13 protein-coding genes and 2 tRNA genes are annotated in these 16,969 nt (G+C 72.0%); 6 read left to right on the forward strand and 9 right to left on the reverse strand.

The features are described 5' to 3' along the window. The first annotated feature begins 102 nt into the window (after window positions 1-102). Window positions 103-2,808 carry a LuxR family transcriptional regulator gene (locus Q0444_RS08865; protein ID WP_299023021.1) on the forward strand — a complete coding sequence of 902 codons (2,706 nt, stop codon included), beginning with the start codon at window positions 103-105 and terminating at the stop codon, window positions 2,806-2,808. A 21-nt stretch (window positions 2,809-2,829) separates the two neighbouring features. Here Q0444_RS08865 and clpX read toward each other — a convergent pair whose 3' ends face one another. From clpX to Q0444_RS08890, 5 genes are all read right to left on the reverse strand, one after another. After that, on the reverse strand, window positions 2,830-4,098 hold the full coding sequence (clpX, locus tag Q0444_RS08870) for an ATP-dependent Clp protease ATP-binding subunit ClpX (RefSeq protein WP_291080771.1): 1,269 nt from the start codon (window positions 4,096-4,098) through the stop codon (window positions 2,830-2,832). Window positions 4,099-4,245: 147 nt separating this feature from the next. Further along, a complete protein-coding gene (locus Q0444_RS08875; protein ID WP_291080769.1) occupies window positions 4,246-4,869 on the reverse strand; it encodes an ATP-dependent Clp protease proteolytic subunit in 624 nt (207 codons plus the stop codon). A 71-nt stretch (window positions 4,870-4,940) separates the two neighbouring features. Beyond that, on the reverse strand, window positions 4,941-5,561 hold the full coding sequence (locus Q0444_RS08880; protein WP_291080792.1) for an ATP-dependent Clp protease proteolytic subunit: 621 nt from the start codon (window positions 5,559-5,561) through the stop codon (window positions 4,941-4,943). Window positions 5,562-5,868: 307 nt separating this feature from the next. Next, a complete protein-coding gene (gene tig / locus Q0444_RS08885; RefSeq protein ID WP_291080767.1) occupies window positions 5,869-7,263 on the reverse strand; it encodes a trigger factor in 1,395 nt (464 codons plus the stop codon). A gap of 53 nt (window positions 7,264-7,316) precedes the next feature. Continuing rightward, window positions 7,317-7,393, reverse strand: a tRNA-Pro gene (locus Q0444_RS08890). Between the two features lie 199 nt (window positions 7,394-7,592). Between Q0444_RS08890 and Q0444_RS08895 the strand changes: the two genes are divergently transcribed. Continuing rightward, a tRNA-Gly gene (locus Q0444_RS08895) sits at window positions 7,593-7,666 on the forward strand. Window positions 7,667-7,710: 44 nt separating this feature from the next. Here the strand turns inward: Q0444_RS08895 and Q0444_RS08900 are convergent. The 3 genes from Q0444_RS08900 to Q0444_RS08910 form a co-directional block, all read right to left on the reverse strand. Then, on the reverse strand, window positions 7,711-8,535 hold the full coding sequence (locus Q0444_RS08900; protein ID WP_291080765.1) for an Fpg/Nei family DNA glycosylase: 825 nt from the start codon (window positions 8,533-8,535) through the stop codon (window positions 7,711-7,713). Between the two features lie 33 nt (window positions 8,536-8,568). Then, window positions 8,569-9,042, reverse strand: coding sequence for a ribose-5-phosphate isomerase (locus Q0444_RS08905; RefSeq protein ID WP_291080763.1), 474 nt, complete (start codon window positions 9,040-9,042; stop codon window positions 8,569-8,571). Window positions 9,043-9,237: 195 nt separating this feature from the next. Beyond that, window positions 9,238-9,864, reverse strand: a complete 627-nt coding sequence (locus Q0444_RS08910) for a DsbA family protein (protein WP_299023024.1) — start codon at window positions 9,862-9,864, stop codon at window positions 9,238-9,240. Between the two features lie 94 nt (window positions 9,865-9,958). On the opposite strand from Q0444_RS08910, the gene pepN reads away from it, so the two are divergent. Both pepN and Q0444_RS08920 read left to right on the forward strand, forming a co-directional pair. After that, window positions 9,959-12,571 (forward strand): aminopeptidase N, encoded by a 2,613-nt coding sequence (pepN, locus tag Q0444_RS08915; RefSeq protein WP_291080091.1) that lies wholly within the window; start codon window positions 9,959-9,961, stop codon window positions 12,569-12,571. 128 nt (window positions 12,572-12,699) lie between these two features. Beyond that, on the forward strand, window positions 12,700-14,136 hold the full coding sequence (locus tag Q0444_RS08920; protein ID WP_291080089.1) for a hypothetical protein: 1,437 nt from the start codon (window positions 12,700-12,702) through the stop codon (window positions 14,134-14,136). Between the two features lie 15 nt (window positions 14,137-14,151). On the opposite strand, the gene Q0444_RS08925 is transcribed toward Q0444_RS08920, so the two are convergent. Further along, complete coding sequence (locus Q0444_RS08925; protein WP_291080087.1) at window positions 14,152-14,763, reverse strand: HNH endonuclease; 612 nt, start codon at window positions 14,761-14,763, stop codon at window positions 14,152-14,154. Between the two features lie 197 nt (window positions 14,764-14,960). On the opposite strand from Q0444_RS08925, the gene Q0444_RS08930 reads away from it, so the two are divergent. Next, on the forward strand, window positions 14,961-15,356 hold the full coding sequence (locus tag Q0444_RS08930) for a globin (RefSeq protein WP_291080085.1): 396 nt from the start codon (window positions 14,961-14,963) through the stop codon (window positions 15,354-15,356). 35 nt (window positions 15,357-15,391) lie between these two features. Continuing rightward, on the forward strand, window positions 15,392-16,957 hold the full coding sequence (locus Q0444_RS08935; RefSeq protein WP_291080099.1) for a glycoside hydrolase family 13 protein: 1,566 nt from the start codon (window positions 15,392-15,394) through the stop codon (window positions 16,955-16,957). The last annotated feature ends 12 nt before the right edge of the window (window positions 16,958-16,969 follow it).

Here is a 16,969-nt window from a genome sequence, read left to right on the forward strand (position 1 = left end):
CGGCCGCCACCCGACGTGCCGTTCGCATGCCGAACCAACCACCCTGGGGCATGACTAGGGTTAACCCTGGCCCACCCGCGCGCCGCGCCCTACGCTGGACCGATGAGCCCCCAGCGTCGCGGCGAACTCCGCGGATCCCTCGACGGACTGCTCGACACCCATCGACTGGTGACGGACCGCGGGTCCCGGGTCGTCCTGGTGACCGCCCCGACCGGGGGCGGGAAGACACACACCCTCGACACGTTCCTCTCTTCGCTTCGCGGCGTCACGGTCGCGGCGGTCCGGGCGCTGCCCTGGGACCACCGACGACCGTGGTCGACGGCCGACCGGGCGCTCACCCGATTCCCCAGCGGCCCCACCCGACACCCGCTCCTCGCCTCATCGGAGACCACCGTCGCCGTGGCGCTGCGCTCCGCGCTCCGCGTGGCGGGCCCGGGGACGGTCGTGGCGCTCGACGACGCCGACCACGCCGACCCCGACTCGCTCCGGGGCATGGTCGACGCCGTCGAATCGGCCGATTCCGTTCTGCTCGTGCTGACCTCGTCGTCGTCGGATCCCGGCCCCTCCGCCGACCTGGTCGCCCGCGTCGCCGCGGTGACCCTCCGCCTGGATCGGCTCGACACCGTCTCGCTCCGCGAGCTGGTCACCGCGCGGACCGGGATCGAGCCCTCGGAGGGGTCGGTCCGGCGCCTGCTCGACCTCACCGGCGGCGACACCGCCACCGTCACGGCGATCACCGATCACGTGGGGCCGGACTGGTGGTCCGCCCCTCACGGCGCTCCCCGACTCCCTCCGACCCTCCGCGCCGACGTCGACGCCCGGCTCCGCGACCTGGCCCCCGCCCACCGGGAGGTCCTGGAGGCCGCCTCCGTCCAGATCCCGCCGGCGCCCCTCACGGAGCTGTCCGCGCTGCTGCCCGGGGCATCGGACGACGCGGTGCTCGCGGCCCTCGACGCGGGGCACCGCCTCGGACTGGTCGCGCTGACCCTCGCCCCGGGCCACGCGACCGTCGAGTTCACCAACCCGCTCCTGCGCGCGGCCGTGCAGGCGGCGGTGCCCCCGGCACGGCTGGTGGCGCTCCACACCGCCGCCGCCGGACTCGCCCGGGACCGCGACCCGGACGCCGCGCTGGCCCACCGCGCCGCGCTCGCGACGGGCCCGGATCCCGGGCTGGCGACGGAGTACCGCCGCCGCGCGGACGACCACGTGCGCGCGGGCCGGTGGGGCGCGGCGGGGGACGCGCTGCTCACCGCCGCGCGCCTCACGGACGACCCCGACCGGCGACTCGAGTGGACGACCTCCGGCATCGACGCGTTGATCGGCGCGGGTCGGATCTCGGAGGCCGGCGCCCTCACCCGGGGCCTCGACCGGGTCCGTCCCGACCCCCACCGGGACTCCGTGCTCGCGCTCCTGGCGCTGCACAGGGGGCACGCCACGGAGGCGGACACGCTGCTGGGCCTGGCCGCCCGCACGACCCCCACCCGCCCGGACGACCGGGTGGACCTGGCCCGGAAGATGGTCGTCCACGCGTTGTGCGGTTGGCGACCCGACGAGATCGCCCGCTGGACCTCCGAGGTCGTCGACGCGGCCGGGACCGGGTCCACCTCCCCCGCCGCCGCCGAGGCCCGCGCCGTCGCCATGCTGGGATCGGCCATCTCGGCACCGGGCGCGCCGGGCCCGCCCCCGCCGCCCGTGGACCCCGCCGATCCGGTGGCCCAGCGGTTCGAGATGGCGGCCGGGTGGATCGCCCTGGCCGGGGACGATCTCGAGACCGCGCGCGTCCGCCTCGAGGCCGCGATCCCCACGACCGAGGTCACCGGGTCCGCCCGCATCTCCCTGTGGTCGCAGGCCTGGCTGGCCCGCACCCTGCTGCTCCGGGGGGAATGGGACGACGCGCTGCGCGTGGTGGACACCGCGGCCCGCAGGATCGACGAGCTCGAGCTGGACCTGCTGGCCCCGGTCGTCCACTGGACGGGCGCCGTCATCCGCGCGATGCGCGGTGATCGACTCGGGGCCGCCACCCACACCCGGCACCTCACCACCAGGCCCGACGCGTACCCCGTCCAGATCCTGCCCTCGGCCATGGCCCGGATGCAGGTGGCCGCCGCCAACGGGGAGCACTCCGGCGCCCGGCGCGCGGCCGAACCGATCCTCGCCCTGGCCACCCGGCTGGACGTGGACCAGCCCGGATTCTGGCCGTGGCACGAGTTGTACGCCCACGCCCTGGTCCTGGACGGACGAACCGCGGGGGCGGAGGAGCTCATCACGCCGGTCGAGCGCCGGGCCCGCGAGATCGGCCACCGATCCACCCTCGCCCGGCTCGGGGCCGTGCGCGCCCGTATCCTCAACGCCCGTGGAGACGTGGAGGGCGCGGAGAGGCTGTTCCGCGACTCGCTCGACCACCTCGAGGGCCTGGGGATGCCGTTCCATTCCGCGCGCGTCCACCTGGCCAGAGGCCAGGCCCTCCGGCGATCGGGACGACGACGAGAGGCCCACCTCGCACTGGGTGCTGCCCGCGACCTGTACGAACAGCTCGGGGCGACCGTGTACGTCGACCGGTGCGACCGCGAACGCCGCGCGGGCGGGGTGGACGTGGCCCGCACGGTCGGACCGGTGGGCCTGACCCCTCAGGAGCGGGCGGTGGCGGACCTGGTGGCCGCGGGCCGGACCAACGCGCAGACCGCCGAGGCGCTGTTCCTCAGCGTCAAGACGGTGCAGTACCACCTCACCCGGATCTACGCCAGGCTCGGCCTGCGGGGCCGGACCGAGCTCGCCCTGTACGTGGAACGCACCGCCGGCGCCGACTGACCGCGCCCCGCGGGGCCGGGCTCAGGCCGACTTCTCCCGCGGCTCCTCCTCGGAGAACGAGACGATGGTCGGCAGGACGTTGTCCCGCACCGTCTCGCCGGCGATCACCACGCGGGCGACGTCGTCGCGACCGGGGATGTCGTACATCACCGGGAGGAGGACCTCCTCCATGATGGCGCGGAGCCCGCGGGCCCCGGTGCCGCGCAGGATGGCCTGGTCCGCCACGGCCTCCAGGGCGTCATCGGTGAACTCCAACTCCACCCCGTCCATCTCGAAGAGCCGGGAATACTGCTTGACCAGCGCGTTCTTGGGCTCGCTGAGGATGTTCACCAGCGCCTCGCGGTCCAGGCTCGTCACCGAGGCCACCACGGGGAGACGGCCGATGAACTCCGGGATCAGCCCGAACTTGACCAGGTCCTCCGGCATGACCTCCGAGAAGTTCTCGGTCGAGTGGAGATCGCTCTTGCTGGCCACCTCGGACCCGAAGCCCATGCCCTTCCGGCCGACGCGGTCGCCCACGATCTTCTCCAGACCCTGGAAGGCCCCGGCGACGATGAACAGCACGTTGGACGTGTCTATCTGGATGAACTCCTGGTGCGGGTGCTTCCGGCCGCCCTGCGGGGGCACGGATGCCTGGGTTCCCTCGAGGATCTTCAGCAGCGCCTGCTGCACGCCCTCCCCGGAGACGTCGCGGGTGATCGAGGGGTTCTCGGACTTGCGGGCGATCTTGTCGACCTCGTCGATGTAGATGATGCCCATCTCGGCGCGCTTGGTGTCGTAGTCCGCGGCCTGGATGAGCTTGAGGAGGATGTTCTCCACGTCCTCGCCCACGTACCCGGCCTCGGTCAGCGCGGTGGCGTCCGCGATGGCGAACGGCACGTTGAGCATCTTGGCCAGGGTCTGGGCGAGGTAGGTCTTCCCGCAGCCGGTCGGGCCCAGCATGAGGATGTTGGACTTGGCCAGCTCGACGCCGTCACCCCGGCCGATCGAGGCGCCCACCCGGATGCGCTTGTAGTGGTTGTAGACCGCGACGGCCAGCGTCCGCTTGGCGTCGTCCTGACCCACCACGTACTGGTCGAGGAAGGCGTGGATCTCCGACGGCTTGGGGAGTTCCTCGAGCGCCGAGTCCGAGGAGTCGTCGACCTCGGACTCGATGATCTCGTTGCACAGCTCGATGCACTCGTCACAGATGTAGACCCCGGGACCGGCGATCAGCTTCTTGACCTGCTTCTGGCTCTTCCCACAGAAGGAACACTTCAACAGGTCGCCGCTCTCACCCACACGTGCCATGAGTTCTACGTCCTCGCATTCCAGGGGACCGGAGTACCACCCCATAGTCGACGGTACGCGGGAGGGACCGGAAAGTCCGATCCCCGCGCGATCAGTTCATTGGACCCGACGGCGCGCCGCAACCCGCAGCGGCGCGCCGCCCGCTCGTCAGTTGGAGGTCGACAGCTTACGGTAGTCGAACACGGTGTCGATGATCCCGTAGTCCTTGGCCTCCGCGGCGGTGAGGATCTTGTCGCGATCGGTGTCCTCGCGGACCTGATCGGCGGTGCGCCCGGAGTGCTGCGCCAGGGTGGACTCCATGAGTCGGCGCATGCGCTCGATCTCGGCGGCCTGGATCTCCAGGTCGGAGACCTGGCCCTGGAAGCCCCCGGTGGACGGCTGATGGATGAGGATGCGGGCGTTGGGCAGCGCGGCCCGCTTGCCCTTGGTGCCGGCGGCGAGCAGGATCGCGGCGGCCGAGGCGGCCTGGCCCAGGCACACGGTCGACACGTCGGGGCGGACGTACTGCATGGTGTCGTAGATCGCCATGAGCGAGGTGAACGATCCGCCCGGCGAGTTGATGTACATGGTGATGTCGCGGTCGGGGTCCTGGCCCTCGAGCACGAGAAGCTGGGCCATGATGTCGTTCGCCGAGGCGTCGTCGACCTGGGTGCCCAGGAAGATGATCCGCTCCTCGAAGAGCTTGTTGTACGGGTTGGACTCCTTGACGCCGTAGCTCGAGTGCTCGACGAAGGACGGGAGGATGTAGCGCGAGGACGGCAGTGAGGTCATCGGTGACTCCGTGGTGGTGTTCGGGGCTGGGTGGGCTACGGGAGCGCTCCCGTGGGCGACGGGTTCGACGGTCACGACGGCGAGGTTCCGCCGCTCTGGGCGGCGCGCGCGATCACGTGGTCGACGAAGCCGTACTCCTTTGCCGCCTCCGCGGTGAACCACCGGTCGCGGTCCGAGTCCTCGGTGACCTGCTCGAAGGTCTGGCCGGTGTGCTGGGCGATGAGCTCGGCCATCTCCCGCTTGGTGGCGGCGTACTGCTCGGCCTGGATGGCGATGTCCGCGGCGGACCCACCGACACCGGCCGACGGCTGGTGCATCATGATCTTGGCGTGCGGCAGGGCGTAGCGCTTGCCCTTGGTGCCGGCGGTGAGCAGGAACTGGCCCATCGAGGCCGCCAGGCCCATGCCGTAGGTGGCCACGTCGCACTCGACGAACTGCATCGTGTCGTAGATCGCCATGCCGGCCGTCACCGAGCCGCCGGGCGAGTTGATGTACATCGCGATGTCGCGAGTGGGGTCCTCCGCCGCGAGCAGGAGGATCTGCGCGCAGAGCCGGTTGGAGATGTCGTCGTCCACCTGGGAGCCCAGGAAGATGATCCGCTCCTGCAGCAGGCGCTCGTAGACCGAGTCGCCCAGGGTCAGCCCGTGGGACCCGGGCGAGCTGAGAGCGGGCTGCGTCGAACTGGGCTGCATCGAACCGGGCTGCATGGAACCGAACTGAGCCACTGAACCGTTCTGGGCCACGGGGAACCTACCTTCGCTCATCGTCTCACCGCTCGCGCGGTGCCCGACCGTCCGGCGGCCGGGTATCCGTTACGTCAAACAGTAACCAACGCCCACGACGGAACCGTCCCGACGGGGCGGGTGTTCGCTCTCAGCGTCGGCGGGGCCACGCCCGCGGGCGACCACCGGCCCCGGATGGCCACGACGCCGGGGGGCCGGGGACCGCGTGCAGCGGTCCCCGGCCCCCCGGTGGAACAGTCGGATCAGGTCGCGACGATCAGGCGTCGGCGTCCTGCTCGTCAGTGCTGTCGTCCTCGGTCCCGGCCTCGGCGGAGTCGGCGTTCCGGTCCTCGCGCGAGCCGAAGAACTCGGTGGTGTCGACGGTGTTGCCGTCGGTGTCCTGGACCGTCACCTGGGAGATCACGTCGGCCAGGGCCTTGGAACGGCGGACGTCGGAGAACAGCGAACCGAGCTGGCCGGCCTGCTGGATCTGCTGGACGAACTGGTTCGGGTCCATGCCGTAGCGCTGAGCCTGGAACATGATGTGCTGGGTGAGCTCCTCCTGGGAGACCTCGGTCGAGGCCTCCTCGGCCACGGCGTCCAGCAGGAGCTGGCTGCGGATGGCGCGGGCGGCACCCTCGCGGGTCTCGGCCTCGAAGGTCTCGCGGTCGGTGCCCTCGGCGGCGAGCGCCTGGTCGAGGATCGACGGATCCCCGCCGAACTGGTCGATCAGCTGGTGCATCTGGGCGTGCGCCTCGGACTCGACCACGGACTCCGGGGTCGGGATGTCGGTCGCGTCGATGAGCGCGTCCAGGACCTTGTCCCGGATCTCGCCCGCGAGGCCGGCCCTGGCCTGCTGCGCGACCTTCTCCGCGAGGTCCGCCTTGAGCTCGTCCAGGGTGTCGAACTCGCTCGCCATCTGGGCGAAGTCGTCGTCGGCCTCGGGGAGCTCGCGCTCCTTCACGGACTGGACGGTCACGGTGATGATCGCCTCCTTGCCCGCGTGGTCTCCCGCGACGAGGGCGGAGGGGAACTCCTTGGACTCGCCGGCCTTGAGGCCGTCGACGGCGGCGTCGAGTCCGTCGACGAGCGTGCCCGATCCGAGCTCGTAGGACAGGCCCTCCGTCGAGGCCTCGTCGACGGGCTCACCGTCGACGGTGGCGGCCAGGTCCACGGAGAGGAAGTCGCCCTCCTTGGCACCGCGCTCGACGCCCTTGAGGGTGCCGAACCGGGCGCGGAGGTTGTCGAGCTCCGCGTCGACGGCGGCGTCGTCGGTGGCGGGGGCCTCGACGGTGACCGACAGGTCGGAGTAGGTCGGCAGGGTGATCTCGGGACGCACGTCCACCTCGGCGGTGAACTCCACCACGTCGCCGTCCTCGAGCCTGGTGACCTCGATGTCGGGCTGCGCGAGGACCTTGAGGTCGTGCTCGTCGACGGCCTGGCTGTACCGGGTCGGGATCATGTCGTTGACGACCTGCTCGAGCACGGCCGGGCGACCGATCCGCGCCTCGAGGAGCTTGGCCGGGGCCTTGCCGGGCCGGAATCCGGAGATGTTGACCTGGCCGGCGAGCGACTTGTACGCCTTGGCGAAGTCCGCCTCGAGCTCGGCGAACGGCACCTCCACCGTGACCTTGACCCGGGTCGGGTTCAGCTGCTCGACAGTGCTCTTCACGGTGATGATCTCCTAGGGAAGTCGTGTGGGGTTCGTGTGTGTTCGGGCTCCGCTGGTCGGGATGACAGGATTCGAACCTGCGACCCTCCGCTCCCAAAGCGGATGCGCTACCAAGCTGCGCCACATCCCGGTGAGTCGCGCGGCCGACCATCCCGCGCCGTGCGCGGGAAACCTGCCGGGCCGCCAAACCAACTCGCCCAGTGTACGACAGGGCCGGATCAGGACAGATTCCGCGTTCTCGCCCCGGGAGTTGGGGGCGCCGCGACGGTCCGGTAGTCTTGTCGAAGCGCGAGCGGGACGGGGAAGAACTCCCAGGTCACGCCGCTGATGCGGGTGTAGCTTAATGGTAAAGCCCCTGCCTTCCAAGCAGGCTACGCGGGTTCGATTCCCGTCACCCGCTCCATCCTCCCCGGGTCCCCGGCCGCGCCCCGGACCGCGGGACCCCCGTCACCCCGACTGACACGTCGGACACCAGAACAGGGTCCGCGCCTCCATCGTCTGCAGGCGGATGTCGTCACCGCACACCCGGCACGGCCACCCGTCGCGCTGGTAGACGTAGTTCCGTGGCCGGTCGGCGCCCCGCCGCGGGACGTCGCCGTGGTCGTGTTCCGGCCTGATCGTGACGATCCCGCCCGTCTCCGCCCCCACCGCCATCAGCGCCACGAGGTCGTCCCAGAGCCCACGGAACTCCCCCTCCCGCATCGTCGCGCCTGGCCGGAACGGCTCGAGGCCGCCCCGGAACAGCGCCTCGGCGCGGTAGACGTTGCCCACCCCCGCCAGCACCTTCTGGTCCATGAGCAGGGCACCGATCGGGCGGGAGCTGCGCCGGATCCGCTCCCAGGCCCGCCCGGGGTCGGCCGCCGGGTCAAGCGGGTCGGGCCCCAGGCGGTCGCGGACCTCGGCCACCGCCTCCTCCCCGAGCACCTCGCACCGGGTCGGGCCCCGGAGATCCACGTTGTGCGCCGGGCCGTTCCCGGTCGCCGATCCGACCCGCATGCGCACCTGCCCCACGGGGTCGGGCGGGTTCTGCCCCTCGGGCACGAGGTGGGAGTCGAAGAAGCCGTAGAGGCCGAGGTGCACGTGGACGGCCAGGCCACCCTCGTAGTGGTGGAACAGGTGCTTGCCGGTCGCGGTGGCCCGCTCGAAGTGGCGACCGTCGACCAGGACGTGGTCGGCGAACCGCCCCTGCGGGCTGGACACGCGGACGGGCCCGCCCGCGAAGTACCCGGTGTGCAGGCGGGCCAGTCGGTGGAGGGTGTGCCCCTCAGGCACGGACGGACTCGGGCACGGGCACTGTGGCTCCCGTCAGGCGCCGGGGACGGGCGGGGCCTGACGGGTGCGCTCGTACTCGGCGAGGATGTCGATGCGCCGCTGGTGGCGCTCGGCCTCGGACCACGCCTGGTCGAGGAACGCGTCGACGATCGCCAGCGCCTCCTCCTGCGAGTGCATGCGCCCGCCGATGCCGATCAGCTGGGCGTTGTTGTGCTCGCGGGCCAGCCGCGCGGTCTCGGGGCTCCACGCCAGCGCGCAGCGGGCGCCGGGCACCTTGTTCGCGGCGATCTGCTCGCCGTTCCCCGAGCCGCCCAACACGATGCCCAGGCTGCCGGGGTCCGCGACGGTCTTGGCCGCGGCGTCGATGCAGAAGGCCGGGTAGTCGTCCTCCGCGTCGTAGGTGTGGGCGCCACAGTCCACGACCTCGTGGCCCGCGGCCTTGAGGTGCTCGGCAATGACGTTCTTGGTCTCGAAGCCGGCGTGGTCCGCCCCCAGGTAGATGCGCATGGCGGCGATTCTGCCACGCGCGGTCGTCGAACCCGGTGCGGGTGGACCCGCGGATCACCCCGCCCCGGATGCGCCGCCTCCCGAGCCCCCCTGACTTGCGCTGGCCGACCGCCCGGAATCGGCCGACCTACGCTGCCGGAGAGGACCCGACACGCAGCGTAAGCCGGAAGGGCAGCGCAAGCCGGAAGGGCAGCGTCAGTCGAACCGGGGGGACTCGGTGCGGGACCGCTTGAGCTCGAAGAAGTACGGGTACCCGGCCAGCAGGGCGGCGCCGTCGAACACCCTCCCCGCGTCCTCGCCCCGCGGGATGCGGGTGAGGACGGGCCCGAAGAACGCGGCGCCGTCGACGTGGATCACCGGGGTCCCCACCTCGTCGCCCACCGGGTCCATGCCGCGGTGGTGGGAGGCGCGCAGCTCGTCGTCGTACTCGTCCGTCCCCGCGGCGGCGGCGAGGTCGGCGTCCAGGCCCGCCGCCTCGAGCGCCTCGGCGATCACGGTCGGGTCCTCGATCCCCCGCCCCTGGTCGTGGATGCGGGTCCAGAGCTCGGTGTACAGCGGACCCAGGGCCTCCTGGCCGTGACGCCGGGCGGCGGCGATCGCCACGCGGACCGGCCCCCAGCCACGCTCCATCAGCTCGAGGTACTCCTCGGGCAGGTCGCGGCCGTCGTTGAGGACCGACAGGCTCATGACGTTCCAGGTCAGCTCGATGTGGCGGACCTTCTCCACCTCGAGGATCCAGCGGCTGGTCACCCACGCGAACGGGCACAGCGGGTCAAACCAGAAGTCGACGGAACGGGCGGTGGACGGCGTGGTCGATGTCATGTCCCCCATCTTCCCGGTCGCGGACCCCCACCGCCACCACCGGGGCTGGTAGGACTGGAGCGGTAGCCCACCCCCAGAACCGAGGTCACCCACGATGCGCTCCCTCAATCTCACCCGCGCCGACGCCGCCGCCCGCTCGGAGGTGCTCGACGTGGAGTCGTACGACGTGGACATCGACCTCACCGACGGTGGCGGCGGCCCGGGGTCGGAGACGTTCCGGTCGCGGACCGTGGTGCGCTTCTCCTGCGCCCGTCCGGGCGCGGAGACGTTCATCGACCTGCGGTCGGCGCGGATCAGGTCCGCGACCCTGAACGGCCGGGAACTGGTCGCCGCCGGGGAGGACGAGCGGTACGACGACGAGGACGGGCTGACGCTCCCCGACCTCCAGTCGACCAACGAGCTCGTGGTGGACGCCGACCTGGCGTACACCACGACCGGCGAGGGCCTGCACCGGATGGTCGACCCGGTGGACGGGCAGGTGTACCTCTACTCGCAGTTCGAGACGGCGGACGCCAAGCGCGTCTTCGCCTGCTTCGACCAACCCGACCTCAAGGCCCGCTATGCGCTCACGGTGACCGCTCCCGAGTCGTGGGTGGTTGTGGCCAACACGCTGGCGCAGGAGTCGCCCGCCGCGGGTGGCGGGGTGGTGCACCGCTTCGCCCCCACCGAGATCATGTCGACGTACCTGGTCGCCCTCATCGCCGGCCCCTACCACGTGGTGGAGGACGCCTACACCGACGAGCACGGCACCATTCCACTACGGCTGTTGTGCCGGGCCTCGCTGGCCGAGCACCTGGACGCCGACCGCCTGTTCGCCGAGACCAAGGAGGGCTTCGGCTTCTACCACCGCGAGTTCGGGCTGCCGTACGCGTTCGGCAAGTACGACCAGATCTTCGTCCCCGAGTTCAACGCCGGGGCCATGGAGAACGCCGGCGCGGTGACCTTCCTCGAGGACTACGTCTTCCGGTCCCGGGTCACCGGCTACCGCTACGAGCGGCGCAACGAGACGATCCTGCACGAGATGGCCCACATGTGGTTCGGGGACCTGGTGACCATGCGGTGGTGGGACGACCTGTGGCTCAACGAGTCGTTCGCGACCTTCGCCTCCGTGCTCGCCCAGGTGGACGCCACCCGGTACACCGACGCGTGGACCACCTTCGCGAACGTGGAGAAGTCATGGGCCTACCGTCAGGATCAGCTGCCCTCCACCCACCCCGTGGCCGCGGACATGACGGACCTGGAGACGGTCGAGGCGAACTTCGACGGCATCACCTACGCCAAGGGCGCCTCCGTCCTCAAGCAGCTCGTGGCCTACGTCGGTCGCGAGCCGTTTCTCGCCGGGCTGCGCGCGTACTTCGCCGAGCACGCCTTCGGCAACGCCCAGTTCGACGACCTGCTGTCCGCCCTGGAGAAGTCCTCGGGCCGCGACCTGTCCGGCTGGGCCGACCAGTGGCTCCGGACCACCGGCATCAACCCGGTCGCGGTCGAGATCACGACGTCGGCCGGGGGCGGGGCCGCCGGAACCATCTCCGAGCTGACCGTGGTCCAGGGCCCGGCCGCCCCGGGCGCCGGGGAGCTGCGCACCCACCGATTGGGCGTCGGCCTCTACAGCCGTGATGCCTCGGGGGCGCTGGTGCGGACCGCGCGGTCCGAGCTGGACGTCCACGACGCGCGGACCCCGGTCCCCGACCTGGCCGGGCACCCCGTGCCCGAGCTGGTGCTGCCGAACGACGACGACCTCACCTACTGCTCGGTGCGGCTCGACGCGCACTCCCTGGACACCGTGCTGGCCTCCCTCGAGGACATCGCCGACCCCCTCGCTCGGACCCTGTGCTGGTCGGCGTTGTGGGAGATGACGAGGGAGGCGCGGCTGCCCGCCCGTCGATTCGTGGAGGTGGTCTCGCGGGCCGCTCCGCGCGAGTCGCACATCGGTGTGGTGCAGCGCGTCCTGGCGCAGGCGCAGACCGCGCTGGCGAGGTACGCCGACCCGGACTGGGCGGCGGCCACCGGGTGGCCGCGGTTCTCCTCGGCGATGCTCGCCGCGGCCCGCGACGCCGAGGCGGGATCGGATCACCAGCTCGCCTTCCTCACCGCGCTGTGCGCCTGCCCGATCGGCACCGACCAGGGGCGGGTGCTGGCGGCGCTCCTCGACGCGGGCGCCGACGAGGCGGGGCTGCCCGGCCTGGCCGTCGACACCGACCTGCGCTGGACCGTCCTCACCGCGCTGGTCGCGGCCGGCGCCGAGGCCGGCGACCGGATCGACGCCGAGTTGGCCGCCGACGACACCGCGGGCGGAGCCCGGCGGGCCGCCACCGCGCGCGCCGCCCGCCCCACCGTCGGCGCCAAGGAGGAGGCCGAGGCACTGCTCCTGCGGACCGGGCCGGACGCGCCGAGCAACGCGATCGTCCGCGCGACGCTCCTCGGGCTGGACCTGCCCGGCCACGAGCACCTGCTCACCGGCGTGGCCGAGCGCTACCTGGACGACGTGACCGCGCTCTGGGCCGCCCGCCCCGGCGACCTCGCCCAGACCGTGGCCGAGGGGATCTTCCCCTCGTGGGCCGTGGACCCCGGGAGTGTCGAGCGGTTCCGGGCCGTCGTCGCCGACGACTCCCACCCGGCGGCCCTGCGCCGGATCATCTCGGAGCAGACCGCGGACATGATCCGGGCGCTGGCCGCCCGCGCCGTCGACACCGCCGAATCCGGGTAGTCCGGGCCTGCCGGACACGGGGTGGCGATCCTCGGCGGATACGCGTCCGCCCCTCCGGCATCACGTGCCAGAATCACCGGTCAGGAGAGTCGGCGCGCCGCGCGGGCCCTGACCGGTCAGGAGAACCCGTGCCCAGCGCTCATTCCTCCGCACGCTCGCGGTGGTCCCGCCGCCCGGGAGCGGCCACCGCCGCTGCGGTGACCGCCCTGCTCCTGGTGGCGTCCGGCTGTGCGACGCCCTCCCCTGACGGGGGAGACCCGCCGGGGCCGGTGCCCGAGGCGGTCCTGGTGGGCGAGTCGCTCGACGCCCCGAGCGCGCTCTCCCTCCGGCCGGGGACCACCGAGCTCTGGGTGACCAACTCCGGCGACGACTCGCTCACCGTGATCGACCTCGCCGATCCGGCGGCCAGCCGGGGCCTGCGGGACGGGTACGGGGAGCATTTCACCGCCCGGCCGTCGGGGATCGCGTTCAACGAGGACGGGTCGTTCTTCGCCGTGTCGAACGACTCCACCAACGAGGTCCGCGACATGGAGTTCGTGCTCAACCCGGAGCGGGACGCCCACTTCCGCAACAACAACTTCATGGGGCCGACCCTGTTCTCCCCCGACACGTTCGCCCGGGCGGGACAGAACAAGGACTATCTGGACGACTGGCCCCAGCCGGGGCTCAGCCACGACCCCCCGGACGACATCCCCCGGCACCAGTGCCCGGTCGAGTACTGGTCCGAGTCCATCTCCCGCTGCGTCTGGCCGCGGCAGGGCAGCCACCTCGACATGCTGCACGGCAACCCGCTCAGCACGGGCATCGTCCACGACTCGGTCAACGGGTACTTCGTGCTGGACGGGTGCGGGGTCGGCGACACGGCGGGCGGGTGCAGCGGTCCGGGCCACGTGGCCCGGATCGATTTCAACCGCGACCACCAGGAGGGCAACGGCTTCCACGGGGACGGCACCACCAGGCGCTACATCGACCTGCCCTACGAGCGCGTGGACGGCGTCCCCAGCGGGATGATGACCCGCGGCGGGTGGGTGTACTACTCCGACACCGGCGCGGGCGTGGTCCGCCGGTTCCAGCCGGACAGCGGGCGCGCCGAGGTCATGGTCGCCAACTGGAACGACTCCCCCGCCGGCCACGGCGAGCACGGCCCCGGCGTGATCGACTGGAGCCACCTCGAGGACGGCCCCGGGGACGGCGACGACCCGGCCACCGTCCGGACCTGGGTCGCCGAGCACGGCGACCGTGCCGCGATCGACGCCGCCGGCGACCGGTGGATCATGCCGCGGGAGACCCTCGCCGAGTACTCGTACGTGTGGGAGTCCACCGTCGAGGACGTCGCGCCCGGGACCGCCGCGCGCCCGTCCGGCCTCGCCGCCGGCGACGACTCGTGGTTCGTCGCCGACAACGACTCCGGCCGGATCCTCGAGTTCGGCTGGGACGGGTCGCCCGGTCGCGTCCTCGAGACGGGCAGGACGGGCGTGACGGGGTTGGCCCTGTCCGAGGACGGACGCTCCCTGTACTTCGCCGACGCCGACTCGAACGGGGTCTACGTCGTGCCGCTGGGGTGACCGGCCGGCCGGGTGTCAGGCCGCGTCGAGGTAGAGGTAGTCCTCCCAGTGGGGGCCGATCTCGCGCAGCTGGGAGACCAGCCGCCACGTGCGGCCCCTCGGGGCGACCAGGGGCGCTCGCAGCTCCCAGCCGAGCTCCGAGAGCAGCTTGTCCGCCTTGCGGTGGTTGCAGGGGGCGCAGGAGGCCACGCAGTTCTCCCAGTCGTGGGACCCGCCGCGACTGCGGGGGACCACGTGGTCGACCGTCGTGGCCTTGGCGTTGCAGTACCCGCACCGGTGGGAGTCCCGGTACATGAGTGCGGCCCGCGTCATGGGCACCTGCGCGCGGTACGGGATCCGCACGTACTCCCGCAGCATGATCACCGAGGGGACGCGCACCGCCGTGCCCACGGAGCGGACCAGGACCTCGGTGGGATGGTCGTGGACGACGACGGCCTTCCCGCCCAGCAGCATCACCACCGCCCGTCGCGCGGGAAGAGCGGTGAGCGCCTCGTATCCCGCGTTGAGCAGCAGTACGCGGGGCGCGGAGGCCAGCGGAGCGGCCGGTCCGGGCACGCGCTCGAGTAGGGCCGGGGGCCGTGGACCCCGTTGTCGGCCCTCCGGGTTCTCGCGCACCGCTGTGCCCATGGATGGTCTCCGCTCGTCTTCTCCGAGCCCAGTGCACCATGCTCAACCGGGCCCGCAGTGAACCTCGCCTGCAACGATGATGCACCCTCGATGAACTCTTCGCGCGCCTAACGCGTGACGGAAACCCGGATGCCCGCGTCAGCCCCCGGTCGGCTCGGTCGGACATCCCACCCGGAGCGCACGGGCATGATGGGGGCATGACGAGCAGTACGTTCTACGACGAGATCGGCGGCGCGGCGACGTTCCGCACGATGGTCCGCGAGTTCTACCGACGGGTGGCCGACGACCCGGTGCTGCGGCCGATGTATCCCGAGGAGGACCTCGGCCCGGCCGAGGACCGCCTGCGGATGTTCCTGGAGCAGTACTGGGGCGGCCCGACCACCTACTCCGAGCAGCGCGGACACCCTCGACTGCGGATGCGGCACAACCCCTACGCGGTGGACCGCGCCGCCCACGACGCGTGGCTCACCCACATGCTCGCCGCGGTGGACACGATCGACAGCGGGACCCTGGATGACGAACACCGCGCCGCGATGGTCGACTACATGACCCGCGCCGCGGCGATGATGGTCAACACCGCGGAGGGCTCGTGAGGCCCCCGGCCCACGCGTCGCGGCCGTGGGAGGACATGGTCCTCTACCAGATCTATCCGCGCTCCTTCGCCGACTCCGACGGCGATGGCCGCGGCGACCTGCAGGGCGTGATCGACCGCGTCGGATACCTGGAACTGCTCGGGGTGGACGGCGTGTGGCTCTCCCCCGTCATGCTGTCGCCCGGCGCCGATCACGGCTACGACGTGTCGGACCCGCGGGAGGTGGACCCGCTGTTCGGTGACCTCGACTCGCTGCGCCGGCTGCTCGAGGAACTGCACGCCGCCCGCATGGTCCTCATCATGGACCTCGTCCCCAACCACACGAGCGTCGAGCACCCGTGGTTTGCGGCCGCGCTCGCCGCGGGGCCCGGTAGCCCCGAACGGGACCGCTATTTCTTCCGCGACGGGCGCGGCGAGGACGGCTCGCGGCCTCCCAACAACTGGCCCTCGGTGTTCGGCGGGCCCGCGTGGACCCGCGTGACGGAACCGGACGGCTCGCCCGGCCAGTGGTACCTCCACCTGTTCGCCGCCGAACAGCCTGACCTCGACTGGTCGCACCCCGACGTCGCCGACGATCTCGAGCGGACCCTACGGTTCTGGCTGGACCTGGGCGTGGACGGGTTCCGGATCGACGTGGCGCACGGCCTGGCCAAGCCGGACGACCTGGCGGATCTGCCCGACGACCTCGAGGTGGCCCAGCTCGTCGTCGACCCGCGCGACGCGCGCTGGGACCGGCCGGGCGTCCACGACATCCACCGACGGATCCGCTCGGTCGTCGACGAGTACCCGGGCGCCGTCACCTTCGGCGAGGTCTGGGTGGGACCCGTCGACCGGTTCGCGCGCTACCTCCGCGCCGACGAGCTGCACTTCGCGTTCCACTTCGCCCTCACCGGCGCGCCCTTCGACGCCGGCGCCGTCCGGGCGGCGGTGGAGTCGACGCTGGAGGCCTCTCGCATCTCCGGCTCGACGCCGACGTGGGCGCTGTCCAACCACGATGTGGTGCGGGAGGTGACCCGATACGGGAACGGCGCGCCGGGAACCGCGCGGGCCCGCGCCATGCTGCTGGTCGAGCTGGCACTCCCGGGGATCGCGTTCCTCTACAACGGCGCCGAGCTCGGCCTGCCGAGCGACTTCTCGATCCCCCACGACAGGCTGACCGATCCCACCTGGGAACGCTCCGGCCACGCGGAGATGGGCCGGGACCACTGTCGGGTCCCGATCCCGTGGGAGGGACCCGAACCCCCGTACGGGTTCTCGACCTCGCCCGACACCTGGCTACCGATGCCGGGGAACTGGGGCCGCCTCACCGTGGAGCCCCAGCTCGAGGACCCGGGGTCGATGCTCTCGCTGTACCGTGCCGCGATCGAGATCCGGCACGCGTGGTCCGGACCGGACACCGCCTCGGTCGACTGGTACGGCGCCCCGTCCGGGTGCCTGGCGTTCCGTCGCGGGGACGGCGTGGTGTGCGCGCTCAACGCCTCCACCCGCTCCGTGCCCCTCCCGGACGGCGACGTGGTGCTCGCCTCCGGCCCCCTCGCGTCGCACCCCCCGACCGGTGCTGTCCTGCCGCCGGACACCGCAGTATGGTTACGACCACACTAGGAACGGGGCTTA

The organism is uncultured Dietzia sp. (assembly GCF_937873725.1).
GTDB lineage: Bacteria > Actinomycetota > Actinomycetes > Mycobacteriales > Mycobacteriaceae > Dietzia.

Coding starts and splice junctions, on each gene's coding strand:
- Q0444_RS08865 (WP_299023021.1), top strand. CDS start 103: ATGAGCCCCCAGCGTCGCGGCGAACTCCGCGGATCCCTCGACGGACTG.
- clpX (WP_291080771.1), bottom strand. CDS start 4,098: ATGGCACGTGTGGGTGAGAGCGGCGACCTGTTGAAGTGTTCCTTCTGT.
- Q0444_RS08875 (WP_291080769.1), bottom strand. CDS start 4,869: ATGACCTCACTGCCGTCCTCGCGCTACATCCTCCCGTCCTTCGTCGAG.
- Q0444_RS08880 (WP_291080792.1), bottom strand. CDS start 5,561: ATGCAGCCCAGTTCGACGCAGCCCGCTCTCAGCTCGCCCGGGTCCCAC.
- Q0444_RS08905 (WP_291080763.1), bottom strand. CDS start 9,042: ATGCGCATCTACCTGGGGGCGGACCACGCCGGCTTCGAGACCAAGAAC.
- Q0444_RS08910 (WP_299023024.1), bottom strand. CDS start 9,864: ATGACATCGACCACGCCGTCCACCGCCCGTTCCGTCGACTTCTGGTTT.
- pepN (WP_291080091.1), top strand. CDS start 9,959: ATGCGCTCCCTCAATCTCACCCGCGCCGACGCCGCCGCCCGCTCGGAG.
- Q0444_RS08925 (WP_291080087.1), bottom strand. CDS start 14,763: ATGGGCACAGCGGTGCGCGAGAACCCGGAGGGCCGACAACGGGGTCCA.
- Q0444_RS08930 (WP_291080085.1), top strand. CDS start 14,961: ATGACGAGCAGTACGTTCTACGACGAGATCGGCGGCGCGGCGACGTTC.
- Q0444_RS08935 (WP_291080099.1), top strand. CDS start 15,392: ATGGTCCTCTACCAGATCTATCCGCGCTCCTTCGCCGACTCCGACGGC.